Source organism: Paraburkholderia sp. GAS348, assembly GCF_050434205.1.
Taxonomy (GTDB): domain Bacteria; phylum Pseudomonadota; class Gammaproteobacteria; order Burkholderiales; family Burkholderiaceae; genus Paraburkholderia.
The window spans coordinates 22,470-41,167 of sequence record NZ_JBNPVT010000001.1 but is presented as its reverse complement, the minus strand read 5'-3'; the positions used below and the strand labels follow the sequence as shown (position 1 = coordinate 41,167).

The window sequence follows — 18,698 nt, the reverse complement described above, 5'->3', positions numbered from 1 at the left end:
AACTATCAGTTGCGCGTCGACCGGGCATTTTCCCGGAGTCTCGACGCCGCGACCAACTTGTCCCGCTGCTTCCCAACCCCACCCAGAATCGATTCGGCCAGCCCGTCCGGAAATCCCGAGGGCACCACCGCATCCACCGCGCTGATCACATGATCAGTCGCGTTAACCACTTCAGCAATAATGTCCTGCGAGGTCTCGCTACCCAACCCAACCTGCCGGGCCTGTTCGATCCAGTGCCGCCGCTGGACCTTGTCGATCAGATAGTGATTGGTACTGCCACGAATAGCCATTGCCATCTTCGCCTTCTGACGCGCAATCTGATTGCGCCCAGGACCAATGATCGGATGTGCGGATAGCACGTCGTAAAGTGGCGTCGACCGGTACAACCCCCCGGGCAGATGAAAAATGCTGAAGTTCTTCGCATGCCCATCCGTTGCTGCGAGTAGCCAGAACACGAGTTGAGCCTTGAAGAACTGTCGCCGATCCTGATCCGCGGTTTCCGAGCCTAGCAATACATCCATGATCTCAGCGATGCCTGGTCCACCGTCGGCTTGATACTTCAGATGTGAGGGCTTTCCGGTGGCCTGGCACATGTCTTCCTGCGGAAGGCGCACAATCCAGCTCGCGTCCCTCGACAGCCTGCGGTCGAAGCGCTCGACCACGAGCGCTTTCTGATCCTCGAACGTTGCAATCTCGCAGTTCGCCGCGGGGAGTCCATACGCCGATACGATTTTTGAGCACAGCCATTCGTTTTCGATCGAGGTCCGCATGTCCGCCTGCATATTGCCAACCAGGCCGAGCGGGAGCTTGAAGATATGCGTGGTCGGCGTGCTGCCGGTCGGGTAGATCCACTGTTCATCGTGGCGCAGCAGCGCCGTTTTCTCCTGTGCGCCAGCAATCGATAACCTCAGATCCGCACCACTATCGTATTGGCCGAGCGGCGCCGCTGAAGTGGCATTGCGCAGCAGCTGCGCAATCTGCAACTCGGATAACGGTGTTCCGGAGATGCCGTATAGATCGGTGGGTTGCTCATCAGGTGGGAGTAGTTGGATCGCGCCGACGCAGTCGCGGCCAAGCGCTACCAGCAGGTCAAAAGCATTCGTGCTGCCCGCGCGATGCCGTTGGGCTAATCGCCGGCGGATCGCATCGCTATCGGGAAGCAAATTGTCGAAAAATGCGCTGACCACGTCTCCACGGTACGGTTGATTCCCGGGCGTGAACGGCATCGATAGGGAAAGAGGGCGGCCCTGTTCATCTTCGATCCACTCGTCGAGATAACTCAGGCGGTCCCCTTCCCGTGCCTTTTCCCAGTAGCCGACGGGCAGGCCGTTCATCCAGATGTCGAGTCGTTGCGTCTGAGAGCGGCGCGCCATGATTACCAGTTTTCCCGTTTCTTTTTGGTTGTGATTGCCCCAAGAGGTTGTTTCGAGCTCGACGCCTTCGGAGCTCGGTCTGCGCGGTTGGGGGCCGACGGAGGTTTCACTTTCCTGGCGGCGGGGATCTGCCGTTGAAGCTTCGACGTATCGGTCTGCGCCGGTCCACTGCCTGGCGCGGACGACGCTTGGCTCATACGCAATTCCACGTTCAGCAAACGCATGACTTTAAAAAGCCGCTCGACACTCGCCGATGCCGGATTGGCCTCCAGTTGCGCGTAGCTTTGCTGGGTGATGCCTAGCAGTTCGGCCACTGCAGCTTGTGTGAGCCCTGCGGACTTGCGGAAGCCCAGCAGAATGGGGCGGAGCTGACTTAGCGTCTTGATGGCGTAATCCATTGGATTTTCTTCAGGCTCGTACAGTCTCTGGACTGTATCACGCAAATACAGGAAATAAGCTGTAAATCAGATTAACAGGTTATAGGCTGTAAATTAAATTTACAGCTTTAAGCCTGTTAAGACGGCCGCGAAGTCAATCGATGAACCGGAATCCACGGAAGGGCGAATAGCCGCAGTCCGCTTCAATTCCGCTCCCAGCAGTCCCAGCGAGTCTGCGGTATAAATAGCGCCCGCCTCACCCCCAAACCCCACGACAAACCATGTCCCACTACTTTTACGACCCTGCTGCCGGTCACGGTCTCCACATGATCCGTTCAAGGCCATCGTCGCTCCGCGCCTGATCGGCTGGATTTCTTCGCGCGCCACCGATGGCACCCTGAACCTCGCGCCCTACAGCTTCTTCGGCGCGTTCGCCAGCTGAATAACCGGCCGCGCTCGAATGCAAGCTGCTTCCGCACGACCGCACAACGTTCCTTCCCGCGACGCAAAGCCCCGCGCAAACTGGCCCGCTTGATGCTTGCAACCGACGCTCCAACGCGTCGTTTTCAACCGCCGGCTCACTCCCCAGGAGCGCGATCATGTCCACCGAATTCGCCACGCAGTTCAGCCATGTCCGCCCGCAAGACACGCCCTACGTGGATCAGGGCCTACGCGACTTTTTTCTATACCGCGATTTAGGCATCGCGCAGGCAACCGGCGGCAAGGTGCTCGCGCAACTCGTCAAGGCGAATCACGCACCAGAGCAAGGCACGGGTTGGCACCGCCATGAGGCCGATTTCCACATTGTGATCATGCTGAAGGGCTGGGCGCGCTTCATGTACGGCGACAAGGAGACACGCGTCGCCGCCGGCGATTGTGTGCATCAGGCGCCGGGCATCGTCCACTATCTGTTCGATTACTCAGAAGATATGGAGTACATCGAAATCGTGTCGCCGGCCGATTTCAAGTCGATTGAAGTCGAAGGTCCGTGCGAAGTACCGGCGGTGCAGCCGTGGAAGAGCGTCGCGGCTTGAACGAGCCGCCGCGTTGTTTGCACAACGCGGCTACGTGAACGAACAGATTATTGCGTCGCGGGTGGCCGCCGGCGCGGTGCCTGTGACGCCTGCTGCGGCTTGGCGGCGGAGCCGGCTCCATTCGACTCGGCAGCGGTCACATTGTTATCCACTACAACCTCGACCACCGCCGCCGCGGCCGGCGCTGCCGCAATCACCTCGGAAGCCACCGCCACCGACACCGGCTGGATCGTGCGCGCCCGCGAACTCACCACCACCGCACGCGGTTCGTTGTCGTAAATCACCGCCCGCACGCGCGGATAAATTTGCCGCTCCCACCGATGTCCATTGAACACGCCATAGTGCCCGACACCGGTTTGCACATGATGCGTCTTCAGATACGGCCGCAACTTGTCGCACATATCCTGCGCAGCGAGCGTCTGCCCGACCGCGCAGATATCGTCCTTCTCGCCTTCCACGGTCAGCAGCGCAGTACGGCGAATCTTCGAAGGCTCCACAAGCCGCCCCTCCACCTCGAGCTCATGCAACGGCAGCGCATGCCGCTGAAAAACAGTATCGACGGTCTCCAGATAGAAATCGGCAGTCAGATCCATCGTCGCGAAGTATTCTTCGTAGAAAGTGTGGATCGTGTCGGCCTTCGCCGGATCGCCCTTGGCGCGTTCGCAGTACATGGTCTCGAACGAGTCGAGATGGCGGCTGAGGTTCATCGACATAAACGCGCTCAGCTGCACGAAGCCGGGATACACGCGACGGTGCGCCCCCGCAAAACCAAACGGCACCGCGCCGATCAGGTTCTCCTCGAACCACTCGATCGGCTTGCTCTTCGCCAGTTCGTTGACACGCGTCGGGTTGATGCGCGTGTCGAGCGGGCCCGCCATCAGCGTCATGCTGGCGGGCTGCGCGGGGTTGTCATCGGCGGCCATCAGCGCGACTGCGGCCAACGCGGCGACTGTCGGCTGACACACCGCCAGCAGATGCGCACCCGGCCCAATCGTCTCGGTAAAGCCCATCACATGCTGCACGAATTCGTCGAAGCCGAAACGGCCTTGGCTCAGCGGCACATCGCGCGGGTTGTGCCAATCGGTGACGTAGACGTCGTGCTCGGCCAGCATTGTGCGCACGGTGCCGCGCAGCAGCGTCGCGAAGTGGCCGGACATGGGCGCGATCACCAGCACGCGTGGCTGCGGATGCGAAAGCGTGGTGTCCTTACGGAAATGCAACAGCGAACAGAACGGCGTGTGCGTTGCCACTTCCTCGACGATCTGCACGGGTTTGCCTTCCGTCACCACGCTATCGATGTCGAACGGCGGCCTGACCGGCGTAAGGCCGGCGAGCGTCAATAATCCGCAGGCCGCGCGTATCGAGCGTCCATGCGACGTGTCGCCGAGCGCGGGCCACGCCTCGAGCGAATGATTCACCAGCGCTGCGCCGTGGCGCATCGGCAGCATCATGTCGGCGAAAGCCTGGTATGCGGGATATGCGAGCAGGTTCATAACCTTCGCACGAGTGCAGGAAAAGAAGGAGCCCGAATAGACGCAAGTCATGTGCCAATCATGCAGTCGCACCGGCGCGGCCGTCGTTGCAGGTTGGCATGGCATTTGCGCGAGTCATGGGAACGGGCCGGAATTGCCGCGCTTTGGTGCGCCCGCGCACGGCAACGTGCACGCGCATCGTCAGGCGCCGGACGAACGCTTCATCTGGAGGAGAATCGTATGGCGAATACCACGCTCACCATTAGCAGCAAGAACTATTCGTCGTGGTCGCTGCGCGGCTGGCTGCTGACCAAATTCAGCGGCCTGCCTTTCGAAGAGATCGTGATGCCGATCGACGACCCCGCCGCGCGTGCCGAATTGCTGCTGCTGTCGCCATCAATTCTGGTGCCGTGTCTCTTTCACGACGGCATCAAGGTCTGGGACACCATGGCGATTGCCGAGTATCTGAACGAGTTGAAACCGGAAGCGGCGCTGTTGCCGCAGGACGTCCGCGCGCGAGCACATTGCCGTTCGATTTGCGGTGAGATGCATTCGGGTTTTGGTTCGCTGCGCTCGGCATTGCCGATGAATCTGAAAGCGCATTTTCCGGGCTTCAAGGTGTGGGCCCGGGCGCAATCGGATATCGACCGCATCGTGACGATCTGGAGCGAGTGCCTGAAGCAGTACGGCGGGCCGTTTCTGTTCGGCGAGCGTAGCGCGGCGGATGCGATGTACGCGCCGGTGGTGACGCGTTTCGTGACCTACGACGTCAAGCTGGATCCGGAGATCGTCGACTACGGGCAGCGCATCATGGCGCTGCCTGAAATGCAGCAGTGGATCGCGGACGCGCAGCAGGAAGTGGAAGAGATCGACGAACTGGATGTGGAGTTTTGATGACGGCGCGGTGCCGCCTTTCGAAAGCCTTGAGTAATATGGCGACGCATATTGCTGTCAACGCGCCGACGCACCACCACGCCACGTGCGCAGCAGTAGCGCGTTGGTGACGACGCTTACGCTCGAAAACGCCATCGCCGCGCCGGCCAGCATTGGGTTCAGCAAGCCGCAGGCGGCCAGCGGAATGCCGATCAGGTTGTAGACGAAGGCCCAGAACAGGTTCTGCTGGATCTTGCGCCAGGTCCTGCGCGAAATGTCGATGGCGTCGGCCACCAGCGCCGGCTCGCCGCGCATCAGCGTGATGCTGGCCGCTTGCATAGCGACGTCGGTGCCGGTCGCCATCGCGATGCCGATGTCGGCGGCGGCAAGCGCAGGGGCGTCGTTGATGCCGTCGCCCACCATCGCGACGATGCCGGCGCTGCGGATCTTCAGATCGTGAATCACGCGTGCCTTATCGTCGGGCAGGACTTCGGCGTGGAATTCGGCGATGCCTAGCGCTTGGGCGACGCTCGCCGCGCTGCCGTGGTTGTCGCCGGTGACGAGCACGCTTTTGACGCCCATTTGGGCGAGCCGTTCGACAGCCGCGCGGGCGGTCGGTTTGACGGTGTCGCCGAAGGCGATGAGCGCCAGCGCGGCGGGCGCAAGCGGTGCGCGCTGCATCAGCCAGGAGACGGTGTTGCCGGCGGCTTCGAGCTGCTTTGCGCGCTCGGCGAGTTGCGGCGGCAATGGGATGCCGAGTTCGTCGAGCCAGCGCGTGCTGCCAAGCGCCAGGGTATGGCCATTTATGTCGGCCTCCACGCCGCGGCCGGGCACCGCGCGTGCGGCGCTGGCTGTGAGTGTCGCAACTTTCGTGAGCGCAACAGAATCTGGAGTGTCCAGCGTGCGCTCACCCAGCGCGCTATCTACCAGTGCCGCAGCGCCACCATTCGCTGGCGAGTCCTCAACCACGATGCCGTTTCGCAGATTGCCCGCCTGTGCCGCTTCATACGCCTTCACCACGGCCCGCGCCAACGGGTGATCGCTATGCCGCTGCACGGCTGCGGCGAGCGCCAACGCCTCGTCGCGCCCGATGCCGCCGATTGCCTCGAAAGTCGTCACCGATGGTTGCCCGACGGTCAGCGTACCGGTTTTATCAAACGCAACGATATTCACCCGATGCGCGGTTTCCAGCGCCTCGGCGTCCTTGATCAGTACGCCCCGCCGCGCAGCGACGCCGGTGCCGGCCATGATGGCCGCGGGCGTCGCCAGTCCGAGCGCGCACGGGCACGCAATCACCAGCACGGCAACCGCATTCAGAATCGCGGTTTCCCAACCCACGCCCGTCATCAGCCAGCCCACGAGCGTGAGCGCCGCAATCGCCAGGATCGCCGGCACAAAGATCTCGCTGACGCGGTCGACCAGACGTTGGATCGGCGCCTTCTCGGCCTGCGCGCTTTCCACGAGGCGGATGATTCGCGCGAGGGTCATTTCCGCGCCGATTGCGGTGGTCGTCACCGCAATCGCGCCTTCGCCGTTGATCGATCCGGCGGTAACCGGATCGGCTGCCCGCTTCGGCACGGGGAGGCTCTCGCCGGTAATCAGCGATTCGTCGATATGGGTGCGGCCTTTGAGCACTGCGCCGTCAACCGGCACGCGTTCGCCGGGACGCACGATCACCACCGTGCCGACCCGCACTTGCGCGAGCGGTACTTCGTGTTCGTCCGCGCCGACGCGGATGCGCGCGCGGTCAGGTCGCAGCGCGTTGAGCGCGCGGATCGCATCCGTGGTCTGGCGCTTGGCGCGCGCTTCGAGCCATTTGCCGAAACGCACCAGCGTAATCACTACCGCCGACGCTTCGAAATACAGACGCGTCATGTCGCCCGGATGGGTCGCCAGTTCGTAGACGCTGATTCCATAAGCCGCCGACGTGCCGAGCGCCACCAGCAAGTCCATGTTCCCGGCGCCGGCTCGCACCGCACGGTAGGCCGCGCGATAGAAGCGCGCGCCGAACACGAACTGCACGATCGAGGCGAGGCCGAATTGCAGCCAGGGGGAAAGCATTGCGTGCAAGCCGAACCATTCGCCGATCATCGGCAGGACGAGCGGCAGCGTCAGCGCGGCGGAGGCGAGCACAGCCGCCAGTTCGCGGCGGGTCTGGTTGCGTTTGCTGTTTGCGGCGGAGGCGAGGGCGGCAGTGTCGGCGGCGGACGCCGGTGCGGCTGGCGGCGCCGTCAGTGTCGCGTCGTAGCCGGCCTTCTTGACCGCTGCGATTAGCGCGTCGGTGTCAGAACCCGCGCCTGAGGCCACGTCGCTTAGATTGACGGTCGCCGTTTCAGTCGCCAGATTCACCGACACGCGCGTGACGCCCGGCACTTTCGCCAGCGCCTTCTCCACGCGCATCGCGCATGAGGCGCAGGTCATCCCGCCGATGTCGAGTTCGGTGGTTCCGGAGGGCGTAGCGTCCGCGGGACGCAGCGGCGTGGCAAGTGCAGTCATGGCAGGCAAGGCTCGTCGCGGCATTGGGCCGCATCATGAGCCAAGTATTGACCTTCCCATCATGGGAAGGTCAAGGATGTTTTTGGTGGCGCGCTGAAGCGCCGTCAAACGGGCCGTCCAACCGGTCATCCAACCGGTCATCCAACCGGTCATCCAACCGGTCATCCAACCGGTCATCCAACCGGCCGTCAAACCGGCCATCCAACGGGCCACCCAAATGCGTTACCGACAGCACCCGGAATGTCCGCCAGTCGATCGGGCTCGTGTCACAAGCTGCGGAACCAGGGCACTGGCGCTTGCGTCGCGCAACGGTTGACGCGCAAAGAAGCTCAGAATGCCGGCGGCGCGTCCAGCATCGCCTGGCCGACGGCCTTCTGTTCGTCGCTGGTGCGCGCCAAGAGGGCTTCAGCCGCGCCGCGCCGGTCGGCGGCTTCCTTGTTCTGGCTGAGTTTCCATTTGCCGACCAGTCGCGTGACTTCGATCTCGAGACCGACGATCGCCCCCAGCATCTGGGCGATGTAGTCGGCGGGCGCGTCGCCCATCTTCCAGGGCACGGGTTCGCCTGCTTCCATCTTGCGGGTGAGCCGCGCGACCAGGCCGCGCACGAATGCCTCGTCGTCGCGCACGACTATCCGGCCGTGCGCGTGCACCACCATATAGTTATAAGTCGGCACCTGGCGATGCGTCTCGTGCTTGCTCGGATACCAGGTCGGCGAGATATAAGCGGTGGGGCCCTGGAAAATGACGAGGGCCTCCGGGTTGGCGGCAACCTCCTGCCAGACAGGGTTGGCCCGGGCGACATGGGCGCGGAGGATGCCGTGGGTTTGGGCGGCCGCGTCGCTTCCTGTGGAAGCGTGCTTCGCGTCACCCCCTCCGGCGACTAGCTTCGCGTCGAATTCAAATGGCAAGTGATTCGCATCGAGCCCATTCGGCCCATGGGTAATCAGCGCACCGAACGGCTGCTCGGCGATCAGGCGGTGGAGAACCTCTGGACGGTTCTCTTCAAAATGGGCGGGCATATACATAAAGCGCTCCGGATACAAAAGGGCGGCGAGTGATCGGGAAGGACGGCCAACAAGGCAAGAACCGGCGCGGGACTAACAGAAATCGTGAACCTTACTGCAAATGGTGTCCGCGCGCGCATTGCAAAGCGCTATTCCTACCTTTGTGCTTGCCTGGTGAGCAAGGATACGATACAACCCGATGTTGTCGGCACGCGAGCGGCGGACAGACTGCGCTCGGCGCCGGGAGGCCACGCATACAGGTTCCGCCGCGCACCGACGTTTCCCTTAGGACCGCACGTTCCGCCACCTGAACGAATGATAAAAAATCGCCAAGAACTGTTTTCGCTTCACTGGACCTGCGCATCGCTCGCAGGCCTCGCATTTCTGGCTGGTTGTGCGTCGACTCCCTCCGCGACGCAAAAAACCACTGGCTGGATCAAAGACGAAGTCGCCGATTCGTATGTATTCGGCTATCCGCTGGTGCTGATGGGCGTTGCGCGCGATGCGGCGGTTGGCACCGGTCCGGGCCAGGCGCCGGTCAATACGCTGCGCCACGCGCAGGCTTTGCCGCCGATCGGCGCAGCCAATCCGCTGCTGGCGAGTCTCGATACGCTCGATTCGATCGGCTGGCTCGACGTCGGCAGCGAGCCGGTGATCGTGTCGCTGCCCGACTCGCATGGCCGCTACGTCGACGCCCGCGTGCTCGACATGTGGACCAACGTGCTGTGGTCGACCAGTTCACAGTTCACGACCCGCACAGCTGGCATCAAGACGCAAACGATTGCCTTCGTTGGCCCGGGCTGGCAGGGCGATCTGCCCAAGGGCGCGTTGCGCGTCGACGTGCCGACCCGCAACGCATGGATGAGCGTGCGCATCCAGTCGAACGGCACCCGCGACCTGACGGCGGTGAAGAAGCTGCAGCGCGCCGTCCGTGTCGCGCCGCTGAGTGTCTACACCGGCGAGACGCGCTCGGCGTCGATTACGCCACCGCGCAGCAATGCGGCCGATGCAGCCGCCGCCGCGGCGGCTTCCGGCACACCCGCCGCGCAAGTTGCCGCGCTCGACGCGAACGGCTTCTTCAGCCAGCTCGCGCAGGCGTTGCCGGACAACCCGCCGACGCCGGCCGATCCGCATGCACTGAAAATCCTTTCCGACTTCGGCGTGACGCCCGGCGATCCGGTGAATCTGCCGAGCGCGCCCGAGGCGATCGCCGCGGGTCTTGCTGACGGCCACGAGCGCGTCGTCACACCGCCGTCCAATCTGCTGACCGGCAATGGCTGGAGCTGGTTTGGCGACGGCGTGGGCAACTACGGCCTCGATTACGCGATGCGCGCTTATGCTGCGGCGACCCAACCGGGCATCGGCACGAAGGACGATGAAGTGCGCGCGGTCGTCACGCAGGACAGCGAAGGTCATGCACTCAACGGCGCAAACCGCTACGTGATCCATTTCGCACCGAACCAGTTGCCGCCGGTGCGTGGCTTCTGGTCGATCACCGCTTACACGAAAGACGGTGCGTTAGGAGAAAGTGCGCCGGGCCGTCTGGCGGTCGGCGATCGCAATGGCGCGCGCCGCAATCGCGATGGTTCGCTCGACGTGACAGTGTCGTCGGCGCGCGGCAAGGGCGGCAACTGGCTGCCGGCGCCGCGCACCGATCTGCAACTGGTGCTGCGTCTGTACGCGCCGAAGCCGCAAGCTACCGACGGCAGCTGGCAACCGCCGGCGGTTGTGCGTCAATGAATTGCGGCAATGAAGTTCGCCAATGAAGTTCGCCAATGAAGTGCGTCGGTGAAGTGCCTCAATGAAGTGCCTCAATGAAGTGCCTCAATGAAGTGCGACATGGAAATGCATTACTGATATGCGTCACGACTGTGACAGCAATACATGAGTGACGCATAAATTAGCGCATATCCGCCGCTTCCTGCCGGCGGATATGCGCTGCTGTAGCGTGCAACAATGTGTAAGCCACGGCTCACATTGCTATCCCGCGTAAGATTCACCACTTATACTGCCGCTTGCGGGATTTTCGTTTCGCGGCGGGCTTGCCGCCGCATTACCCAAGACCGAGCATGGCAAGCCTCAATAAAGCGTCACTCGCCTCTTCCATGCAGACCATGCGCGACGTCGCGCAGTCACGCCGCACCCGGCGTGTCATCGCGGGTCTGCTGATCTTCCTCGTATTGTTCGGTCTGCTGGGCTTTTTTGCGGCGCCGCCGTTGATTCGCCACATTGCCGAGCAGCAACTCAGCAAGCAACTTGACCGGCCCGCCACGATCGGCCGCATTGCGCTCAATCCGTACACGCTCAAACTCGAAGCCGATCGCGTGCATATCGGCGAGCGGGGCGGTGCGGGCGACTTCGTCGATATTTCGCGGCTCATCGTGCAGCCGTCATGGAGCTCGCTGTTTCGCGCGGCGCCGATCGTCGACGAAGTGCAACTCGACTCGCCGCGTTTTCATATCGTTCGCTATGATGCGCAGCGCTTCAATTTCACCGACCTGATCGAAAAGTTCTCGAAGCAGCCCGCCAAGCCCGATAACAAGCCAACGCTCTTTTCGGTGTCGAACATTCGCCTCGAAAACGGCCAGATCACGTTCGACGACAAGCTACTCGGCGTCACGCACGTGATCGATCAATGGAAGCTCGGCATTCCGTTCATCGCCACACTGCCTTCGAAAACCGACATCTTCGTCGAGCCGTTGCTCCGTGCACGCATTGACGGCAGTCCGCTCGCTATCGACGGCAAGACCAAGCCGTTTGCAGCGTCGCGCGAATCGGAAGTGTCGCTGCGCTTCGACGGGCTCGATGTGCCGCAACTGATCTCCTACGCGCCGACCAGGCTGCCGGTGATTGTGCAGAGCGGCAAGCTGTCCACCGATCTCAAGCTTAACTTCGTGATGGCCAACGATGCGCCTTCGTTGCGCGTGGCGGGCACGGTCGATTTGAACGATGTGGATATGCGCGATCGGGGCAACGCGCCATTTTTCGCCGTGCGCGCGGTGCACGTGGCTGCCGCGACGCTTGAGCCATTGAAGAGCCTGTATCACTTCGACGATATCCGCATCGACGCGCCCAGCGCCAATCTTGCGCGTGATAAGGAAGGCGTGTTAAGTGTCGAGCGGATATTCGCGGCTGCGCCTGCTGCGCCTGCTGCGGGCGCTTCGGCACCGGCGTCTGCTTCTGCACCGGCATCCGCGAAGGGCGCGTCGTCGTCCATGACGGCTCAAAACGCAGCGAGTGCACCTGTCGCGGCATCCGGTGCAAGCGCCACGGAAAAGGCCGCGCAGCCTCTGGATCTGTCGATCAAGCGTTTCGCGCTCAACGACGGCACCGTCAACGTTCACGACGAAGCCACCTCGCGTCCGGTCGATCTTGGCCTGCAAAAACTGGCCGTCACGCTGACCGATTTCTCGACGCTCGCGACTACCCCCGCGCACTACACGCTCAATACCGGCTTCAAGGACGCCGCCGGCTCGCTCGGCGTGGCTGGTGCGTTCGGCCTTGTCGCGAAGACCGCTAACGCAAAGCTCGATCTGAAGTCACTGCCCTTGCCGCTGCTGCAGCCGTACCTCGACACGGCGACGGCGGCGCAAGTGGTCGATGGCGCGCTGTCCGCCAACGCGAACATCGGGGCGAACTGGTCGAAGTCGCCAGCGGCAGTGATGGTCACCGATACGCAGCTGGATCTGCAATCGCTCAAACTCGCGGCGCGCGGCAGCAAGGAGCCGGTCGTCTCGCTCGCGCAAGGCCAGGTGACGGTTAAGCAGGTGGACGTGGCGGGACGCACGGCCGATATCACCGGTGTTGACACGACCGGCCTGGTGGTCAATGCGCAACGTCTGAAAGACGGCAGCATCGACCTCGCCGCGCTCGCCGGTCCGCATCAGGCCGAGCAGCAGCGCACGGCGATCCATGCGGTGAAGAAGGCGGAGGCGGAAGGGCCCGCGTGGCACTACAAGATCGGCGAACTCAACCTGAAAGACGCGACCGCCAATTTCACCGACAACACCACGCCGAATCCAGTGAAGCTGAGCGTGACGCCGTTGCAGTTGAAGGTGCAGCAGATCAGCGACGATTTGAGTAAGCCGCTGCCGATCGATCTGCAGGCGACGCTCAACAAGAAGGGCACGCTCGGCGTAAAAGGCGATGTCACGGCGACGCCGCTCAGGGTGGCCGTCAAGGTGAATGCGAGCCGCCTGGATGCGGCGGCCTTCGAACCGTACTTCGGCAGCAAGTTGAATGCGCTGATCGCGAGCGCGTTGCTCAACGCGAACGGCGATCTCGCGCTGAGTCAGGCGAAGGCGCTCAAAGCGACGTACCGCGGCGACGTAGCGCTCGTTGACGTGCGAATGATTGACAAGGCGACCTCGGACCCGTTCGCAGGATGGGGTTCGCTCGCGCTGACCAACCTGAAGGCCGACTACGACGAACACGGCACCGTGGTCGACGCGGGCCGCGTCACGTTCACGAAGTTCTATGGGCGTGTACTGCTCGACGCGCAAGGCAAGCTGAATCTCAAGGACGTGGTCGCGCATGAAAGCGGCGCCGCGCAATCGCTGACACGCGACAAGAGCGGTGGCCACGAGCCGGTGCCCTTGACGCCGCAGGCCGCATCGGCGCCCGAACTGGCTTCCGCGCCGGTAACGGCGTCGTCTGCTACGCCCGCCACGGTCACTGCCGCCACGCCGCCGCAAAGCCCCGTCAAACTGCACTTCGGCCAACTGGTGCTGCAACAGGGCCGCGTGACGTACACCGACAACTTCATCAAGCCGAACTTCACGGCGAACCTGGTCGGCATTCAAGGCACGGTCGGCGCGTTCGGCACACAATCGACCACCTCCGCGCCCGTGGACATCGCCGCAAAGCTGGCCGCCAATGGACCGCTGTCGATTCGCGGCACGGTCAATCCGCTGATCGCGAAACCGGCGCTCGATCTGACTGCGAGCGCACACGATATCGAACTCACCAATCTCACGCCGTATTCGGCGAAATACGCCGGGTATCCGATCACCAAGGGCAAGCTGAACGTTGATCTGCACTACCAGCTCGATAACGATCAGTTGAACGCGAACAATCATATTTTCATCGATCAGCTCACGTTCGGCGATCACGTCGAGAACGATACGGCGACCAAGCTGCCGGTGCGTCTCGCGATCTCGCTGCTGAAAAATTCGCGTGGTGAAATCGACGTGAACCTTCCGGTGTCGGGTTCGTTGTCGAATCCGGAGTTCAGCATTGGCGGGCTCATCTGGCATGCCGTGCTCAACCTCCTGGAGAAGGCTGTGACCGCGCCGTTCTCGCTGATCGCCAATGCATTCGGCGGCAGTGGCGAAGAAATGGGCTATGTCGAATTCGATCCGGGTTCGGCGACGCTTTCGGACGCTGCGGACAAGAAGCTCGACTCCATCGAGACAGCGCTGGCCGACAAGACGTCGATCCGTATCGATCTGATTGGCCGCGTCGATCCGGCGGTCGACGGGCCGGGCCTGCGTGCCCAATACGTCGAACGTGAGGTCAAGCAACAGAAGATCAAGGACGTGGTGGGCAATGGCGAGAGCGTCGATCTGTCAACCGTTACCGTGGATCCGAAGGAATACGACAAGTACTTGACCAAGGCCTACAAGGCAGCCGACTTCAAGAAACCACGCAATTTTGTCGGCTTGACCAAGAGCCTGCCCGACGACGAGATGAAGGCGGCGATGGCCGCCAATGCTCCGATCGACGACGCCAGCTTGCGTCAGCTTGCGCAGCAACGGGCGCAAGCGGTGCAGCAGTATTTCGAAGGCAAGATCGATAGCAGCCGTGTGTTTATAGTCGCGCCCAAGTTGAACGCAGATGGCATCAAGGACAAGGGTGCGACGACGCGGGTGGACTTCGGACTGAAGTGATGCGTTCAGGCGGCGCGCGTAGGCTTTTTCTTCAACACCGTCTGCTCGATCACGCGCGCGAGCGTGTCGAACGCCGGGCCGATCTTCTCGTTCGTCACGCAGGCGTATCCCAGCAATAGCCCACGTCGCGCGGGCGTCTCGCTGCTGTAGTAGGCGGCGAGCGGCCGCACGATCACGCCGGCATCGTAAGCGGCTGCCGTTACCGCGCGATCGTTCGCATGATCGGGCAGGCCGAGCACCAGATGCAGGCCGGCCTCGTCGCCCATCACCGGCAGTTCGTCGCCGAAACGCGCGGTGATCGCATCGATCAGAATCTGCCTGCGTTCTCCGTAAAGTGCGCGCATACGGCGAACATGTGAGGTGAGATGGCCGTCCATGATGAAGTCGGTCATCACCGCCTGCTGCATCAACTGCCCCTCGCGATATAGCTCGGCCACGCCCGTGCGGAACGTATCCACCAGATGCTCCGGTGCGATCATGTAGCCGATCCGCAAACCCGGAAACAGCATCTTCCCCAAACTCCCCACATAGATTACCTGGCCGGCGTCGTCGAGCCCTTGCAGCGACGCGAGCGGACGGCTGCCGTAGCGGAACTCGCTGTCGTAGTCGTCCTCGATGATCCAGACGTTGTGCTGGCGTGCGTATTCGAGCAACGTGCGGCGGCGCGCGAGACTCATCACCATGCCGAGCGGATATTGATGCGACGGCGTGACGAGCGCCAACCGCGGCGGCTGTTGCAGATCCTGCTCGCGCGGATTGAGGCCCTCGTCATCCACCGGCACCGGCACCAGCGTAATCCCTGACGATTGCAGCACGCTGCGCGCGCCCCAATAGCACGGCTCCTCCACCCACGCGCGATCGCCGACGTCGGTCAATAGACGCACGGCGAGATCGATCGACTGATGAATGCCCGTCGTGATGATGATCTGATCGGGCGTGCAATTCACCGAGCGCGCGACGCGCAGGTAATCGGACAGCGCGCGCCTTAAAGGCCGATAGCCGCCGCCCGGCGCATAGGTCAGCAGATCGGGATTGGCTTCCTTCCACAGCCTTGCCTGCAAACGGCTCCAGGTACGCGCCGGAAATTCGGCGACGTCGGGCACGCCAGGCATGAACGCGCCCCACTGTTTGGCGGAGACGCCGGCCTGATCGATGAGCCTGCGTCCGCGCGTGGAGAGATCGCGTAGATCGCGTTTGGGCGGTTTCGAGCCCTCGGCGGCTTGATCGGCACCGTCCGCATCGACGCTCGTCACCGCCGGCTTCTTGCGCGTATTCACTGCTGCCGTGTCCGGCCGCGTGTCGGCGACATAGGTGCCGCTGCCGGTGGTCGAGATCACGTAGCCTTCGGCGGTCAACTGATCGTAGACGTGCAGCACCGTATTGCGCGCGATACCGAGGTCCTCGGCGAGCGTGCGCGAACTGGGCAGCTTGGTGCCGGGCGGCAGCTGGCCGGTCAGGATCGCCTGCTGCATCAGCCGCAACGTCTGCCTGTAGACCGGTTCGGCGGCCGTGCGGTCGAGCCGCGCGGCGAGCCAATCCGACAAGATCACGGTGTCCAAGTGGTTCTATCCAGAATAATGAAATGGTTCCATATTGTAGAACCGTATGGGACTATAGTGAGCTACGCAAATGTTGCTATCCCTCCGTTTCGACGAGGGAGTCAGCCGGACCGCAGAGGAGACGAGGGCATGAAAACCGATGACGTGATCGTCAGCTTTCGAGGTGTGCGCAAGACTTACGACGGCGAAACGCTGGTCGTCAAACAACTCGATCTGGATATCTATCAGGGCGAATTCCTGACGCTGCTCGGACCGTCGGGATCAGGGAAAACCACGTGTCTGATGATGCTGGCGGGCTTCGAATTCCCCACCGGCGGCGAGATCTGGCTCGACGGCACCCTGCTCAATACCGTGCCGCCGCACAAGCGCAACATCGGCATGGTGTTTCAGAACTACGCGCTGTTTCCTCATCTGACGGTTGAGCAGAACGTCGCGTATCCGCTTACGGTGCGCAAGCTCTCGGCGCAAGAGCGCGCGCATCGCACGAATAACGCGCTGAAGATGGTGCGTATGGAGAGTTTCGCCAAGCGTTACCCGGCGCAGCTTTCCGGCGGTCAGCAGCAACGTATCGCGTTGGCGCGGGCGCTCGTGTTCGAGCCGAAGCTTGTGCTGATGGACGAGCCGCTCGGCGCACTCGACAAGCAGTTGCGCGAACACATGCAGTACGAACTTAAATCATTGCACGAGAAACTCGGCGTCACGTTCGTGTATGTCACGCACGACCAGGGCGAAGCGCTGACCATGTCCGACCGCGTCGCCGTGTTCGATAAAGGTATCGTGCAGCAACTCGATACCGTGGACCGTCTTTACGAATCGCCGTGCAATGAGTTCGTCGCGAACTTCATCGGCGACAGCAACAAGCTGCGCGGCACGATCGCGAACGTCGACGGCGAGTACTGCGAGTTTCATCTGATTGACGGCACGCGACTTACGGGACGTAATATCGGCGGCGCGCAGGCGGGCACGCCGGCGGTCGCGTGTATCCGGCCCGAGCGCATGAAGCTCGCTAACGGCGTGTCTCGGCCCGGCGCCAACGCGCTGAGCGGCGAGGCGCGCGGGCTGATTTATTTCGGCGACCACGTGCGTATGCGCTGTGGTCTGCCGGAACAGGACGAGTGCTTCGTGAAGGTGCCGCTCGGCACCGATGCACTCGAAACCTTCGCACCTGGCGCGCCCATCGCGCTTGAGTTTGCGCCCGAGCATCTGCGGGTGTTTGCAGGCGCGTGAAGTTGTTGGAGGCGTGGAGCGTAGGTCGTTCGACGCACGCCAAAGAGGCAGTTCACCTAAGCAGCACATAACAAGTCGCACTGTACTTAGCTTGAAGTACACCACCAAAGGAGAGCAACACACCATGAGCAAGATCGGGAAATCGCGCTGCGCCATCGCTGTCGGTGCTGTGGCGCTCGCGCTGGGCGCCGCGCAAGTCAATGCAGCCGAACTGACGGTCGTCAATTTCGGCGGTGCGAATGGCGACGCGCAAAAGGTCGCATTCAACCAGCCGTTCGAAACGCAAACCAGCAATAAAGTGACCGCCGTCGAATACAACGGTGAGCAGGCCAAAGTGAAGGCGATGGTCGAAGCGAAGCACGTGAATTGGGACGTGGTGGAAGTTGAGTCGGGTGACATCGGTCGCGGTTGCGATGAAGGTCTGTACGAGAAGCTCGACTGGTCGAAGATCGGCAAGAAGTCGGATCTGATTCCGGAAGCGCCGCAAACTTGTGGCGTCGGTTTCTTCGTATGGTCGACGGCACTCGCGTATAACGCCGACAAGCTGAAAACCGCGCCGACCGGCTGGGCCGACTTCTGGGACGTGAAGAAATTCCCGGGTAAGCGCGCGATGCGCAAGGGCGCGCGTTACAACCTCGAATTCGCACTGATGGCCGACGGCGTGCCGCCGAAGGACGTCTACAAGGTGCTCGCCACCAAGGAAGGTCAGGACCGTGCGTTCAAGAAGCTCGACGAGCTGAAGCCGAACATTCAGTGGTGGGAAGCGGGCGCGCAGCCGCCGCAGTTCCTGGTTGCGGGTGACGTGGTGATGTCGACTGCGTACAACGGCCGTATCGACGCCGCGCAGAAGGAAGGCAAGAACCTCAAGGTGGTATGGAACGGCAGCATTTACGACCTCGACTACTGGGCGATTCCGAAGGGCACGCCGAACAAGGCGCTGGCCGAGAAGTACATCGCGTATTCGATTTCGTCGAAGCCGCAGCAGGATTACGCGCACAACATCGCGTACGGTCCGGTGAACGTGGCGGCCATCAAGGCGCTCGATCCGAAGACGCTGTCCAATCTGCCGAACTCGCCGGCTAACGGCAAGAACGCCGTGCTGCAGAACCTCTCGTTCTGGACCGACCATGGCGATGAGCTGGAGCAACGTTTTTCGTCGTGGGCTTCGAAGTAATTAGCCGGGTGTGAGAAGGCGCGGCTTTTATGGTGAAGCCGCGCCGTATCAATGCAAGGAAACAAACGCAAACGCATGTCTTCGCGATGTGCGCGAGCGGCCGGATGCATGAGACCGGAGTAAGGGCTTTTGCAGGGGGCAGGAGTAAGCGCTATGGGGCTAGAGTAAGCGCTATTGGGCTAGGCGCTAAAGTGCTAACTTCTAGCCGACACGCTAACTCT

12 protein-coding genes and 1 pseudogene are annotated in these 18,698 nt (G+C 62.3%); 7 read left to right on the top strand and 6 right to left on the bottom strand.

Going from position 1 to position 18,698, the window contains the following annotated elements; translation table 11 throughout:
- Positions 1-5: 5 nt before the first annotated feature.
- Positions 6-1,376: a type II toxin-antitoxin system HipA family toxin gene (locus P3T22_RS00160; protein WP_201788184.1), complete on the bottom strand. Its 1,371-nt coding sequence runs from the start codon at positions 1,374-1,376 to the stop codon at positions 6-8.
- Positions 1,376-1,771: a helix-turn-helix transcriptional regulator gene (locus P3T22_RS00155; protein WP_063498377.1), complete on the bottom strand. Its 396-nt coding sequence runs from the start codon at positions 1,769-1,771 to the stop codon at positions 1,376-1,378. The genes P3T22_RS00160 and P3T22_RS00155 overlap by 1 nt, the downstream gene beginning before the upstream one ends.
- Before the next feature lie 260 nt (positions 1,772-2,031).
- On the opposite strand from P3T22_RS00155, the pseudogene P3T22_RS00150 reads away from it, so the two are divergent.
- Both P3T22_RS00150 and P3T22_RS00145 read left to right on the top strand, forming a co-directional pair.
- Positions 2,032-2,189 (top strand): annotated as a pseudogene (locus P3T22_RS00150) (flavin reductase family protein); the annotation flags it as partial.
- Between the two features lie 160 nt (positions 2,190-2,349).
- On the top strand, positions 2,350-2,784 hold the full coding sequence (locus P3T22_RS00145; RefSeq protein ID WP_063498378.1) for a cupin domain-containing protein: 435 nt from the start codon (positions 2,350-2,352) through the stop codon (positions 2,782-2,784).
- A 47-nt stretch (positions 2,785-2,831) separates the two neighbouring features.
- On the opposite strand, the gene P3T22_RS00140 is transcribed toward P3T22_RS00145, so the two are convergent.
- Positions 2,832-4,277, bottom strand: a complete 1,446-nt coding sequence (locus P3T22_RS00140; RefSeq protein ID WP_429323875.1) for a polyhydroxyalkanoate depolymerase — start codon at positions 4,275-4,277, stop codon at positions 2,832-2,834.
- 219 nt (positions 4,278-4,496) lie between these two features.
- Here P3T22_RS00140 and P3T22_RS00135 point away from each other — a divergent pair, with 219 nt between their 5' ends.
- Positions 4,497-5,150, top strand: a complete 654-nt coding sequence (locus P3T22_RS00135; RefSeq protein WP_429323874.1) for a glutathione S-transferase family protein — start codon at positions 4,497-4,499, stop codon at positions 5,148-5,150.
- A 57-nt stretch (positions 5,151-5,207) separates the two neighbouring features.
- On the opposite strand, the gene P3T22_RS00130 is transcribed toward P3T22_RS00135, so the two are convergent.
- Both P3T22_RS00130 and P3T22_RS00125 read right to left on the bottom strand, forming a co-directional pair.
- Positions 5,208-7,625: a heavy metal translocating P-type ATPase gene (locus tag P3T22_RS00130; protein WP_429323873.1), complete on the bottom strand. Its 2,418-nt coding sequence runs from the start codon at positions 7,623-7,625 to the stop codon at positions 5,208-5,210.
- 329 nt (positions 7,626-7,954) lie between these two features.
- Positions 7,955-8,650 carry an FMN-binding negative transcriptional regulator gene (locus P3T22_RS00125; RefSeq protein WP_063498382.1) on the bottom strand — a complete coding sequence of 232 codons (696 nt, stop codon included), beginning with the start codon at positions 8,648-8,650 and terminating at the stop codon, positions 7,955-7,957.
- Positions 8,651-8,944: 294 nt separating this feature from the next.
- Between P3T22_RS00125 and P3T22_RS00120 the strand changes: the two genes are divergently transcribed.
- On the top strand, positions 8,945-10,369 hold the full coding sequence (locus P3T22_RS00120; RefSeq protein WP_429323872.1) for a DUF1254 domain-containing protein: 1,425 nt from the start codon (positions 8,945-8,947) through the stop codon (positions 10,367-10,369).
- 329 nt (positions 10,370-10,698) lie between these two features.
- Positions 10,699-14,517 (top strand): DUF748 domain-containing protein, encoded by a 3,819-nt coding sequence (locus P3T22_RS00115; protein WP_429323871.1) that lies wholly within the window; start codon positions 10,699-10,701, stop codon positions 14,515-14,517.
- Between the two features lie 5 nt (positions 14,518-14,522).
- On the opposite strand, the gene P3T22_RS00110 is transcribed toward P3T22_RS00115, so the two are convergent.
- The gene (locus P3T22_RS00110) at positions 14,523-16,076 is read right to left on the bottom strand and encodes a PLP-dependent aminotransferase family protein (RefSeq protein ID WP_063498385.1); all 1,554 of its coding nucleotides are present in this window, start codon (positions 16,074-16,076) and stop codon (positions 14,523-14,525) included.
- Positions 16,077-16,205: 129 nt separating this feature from the next.
- On the opposite strand from P3T22_RS00110, the gene P3T22_RS00105 reads away from it, so the two are divergent.
- Positions 16,206-17,303, top strand: a complete 1,098-nt coding sequence (locus P3T22_RS00105; protein ID WP_063498386.1) for an ABC transporter ATP-binding protein — start codon at positions 16,206-16,208, stop codon at positions 17,301-17,303.
- A gap of 124 nt (positions 17,304-17,427) precedes the next feature.
- The gene (locus P3T22_RS00100) at positions 17,428-18,477 is read left to right on the top strand and encodes an ABC transporter substrate-binding protein (protein WP_063498387.1); all 1,050 of its coding nucleotides are present in this window, start codon (positions 17,428-17,430) and stop codon (positions 18,475-18,477) included.
- The last annotated feature ends 221 nt before the right edge of the window (positions 18,478-18,698 follow it).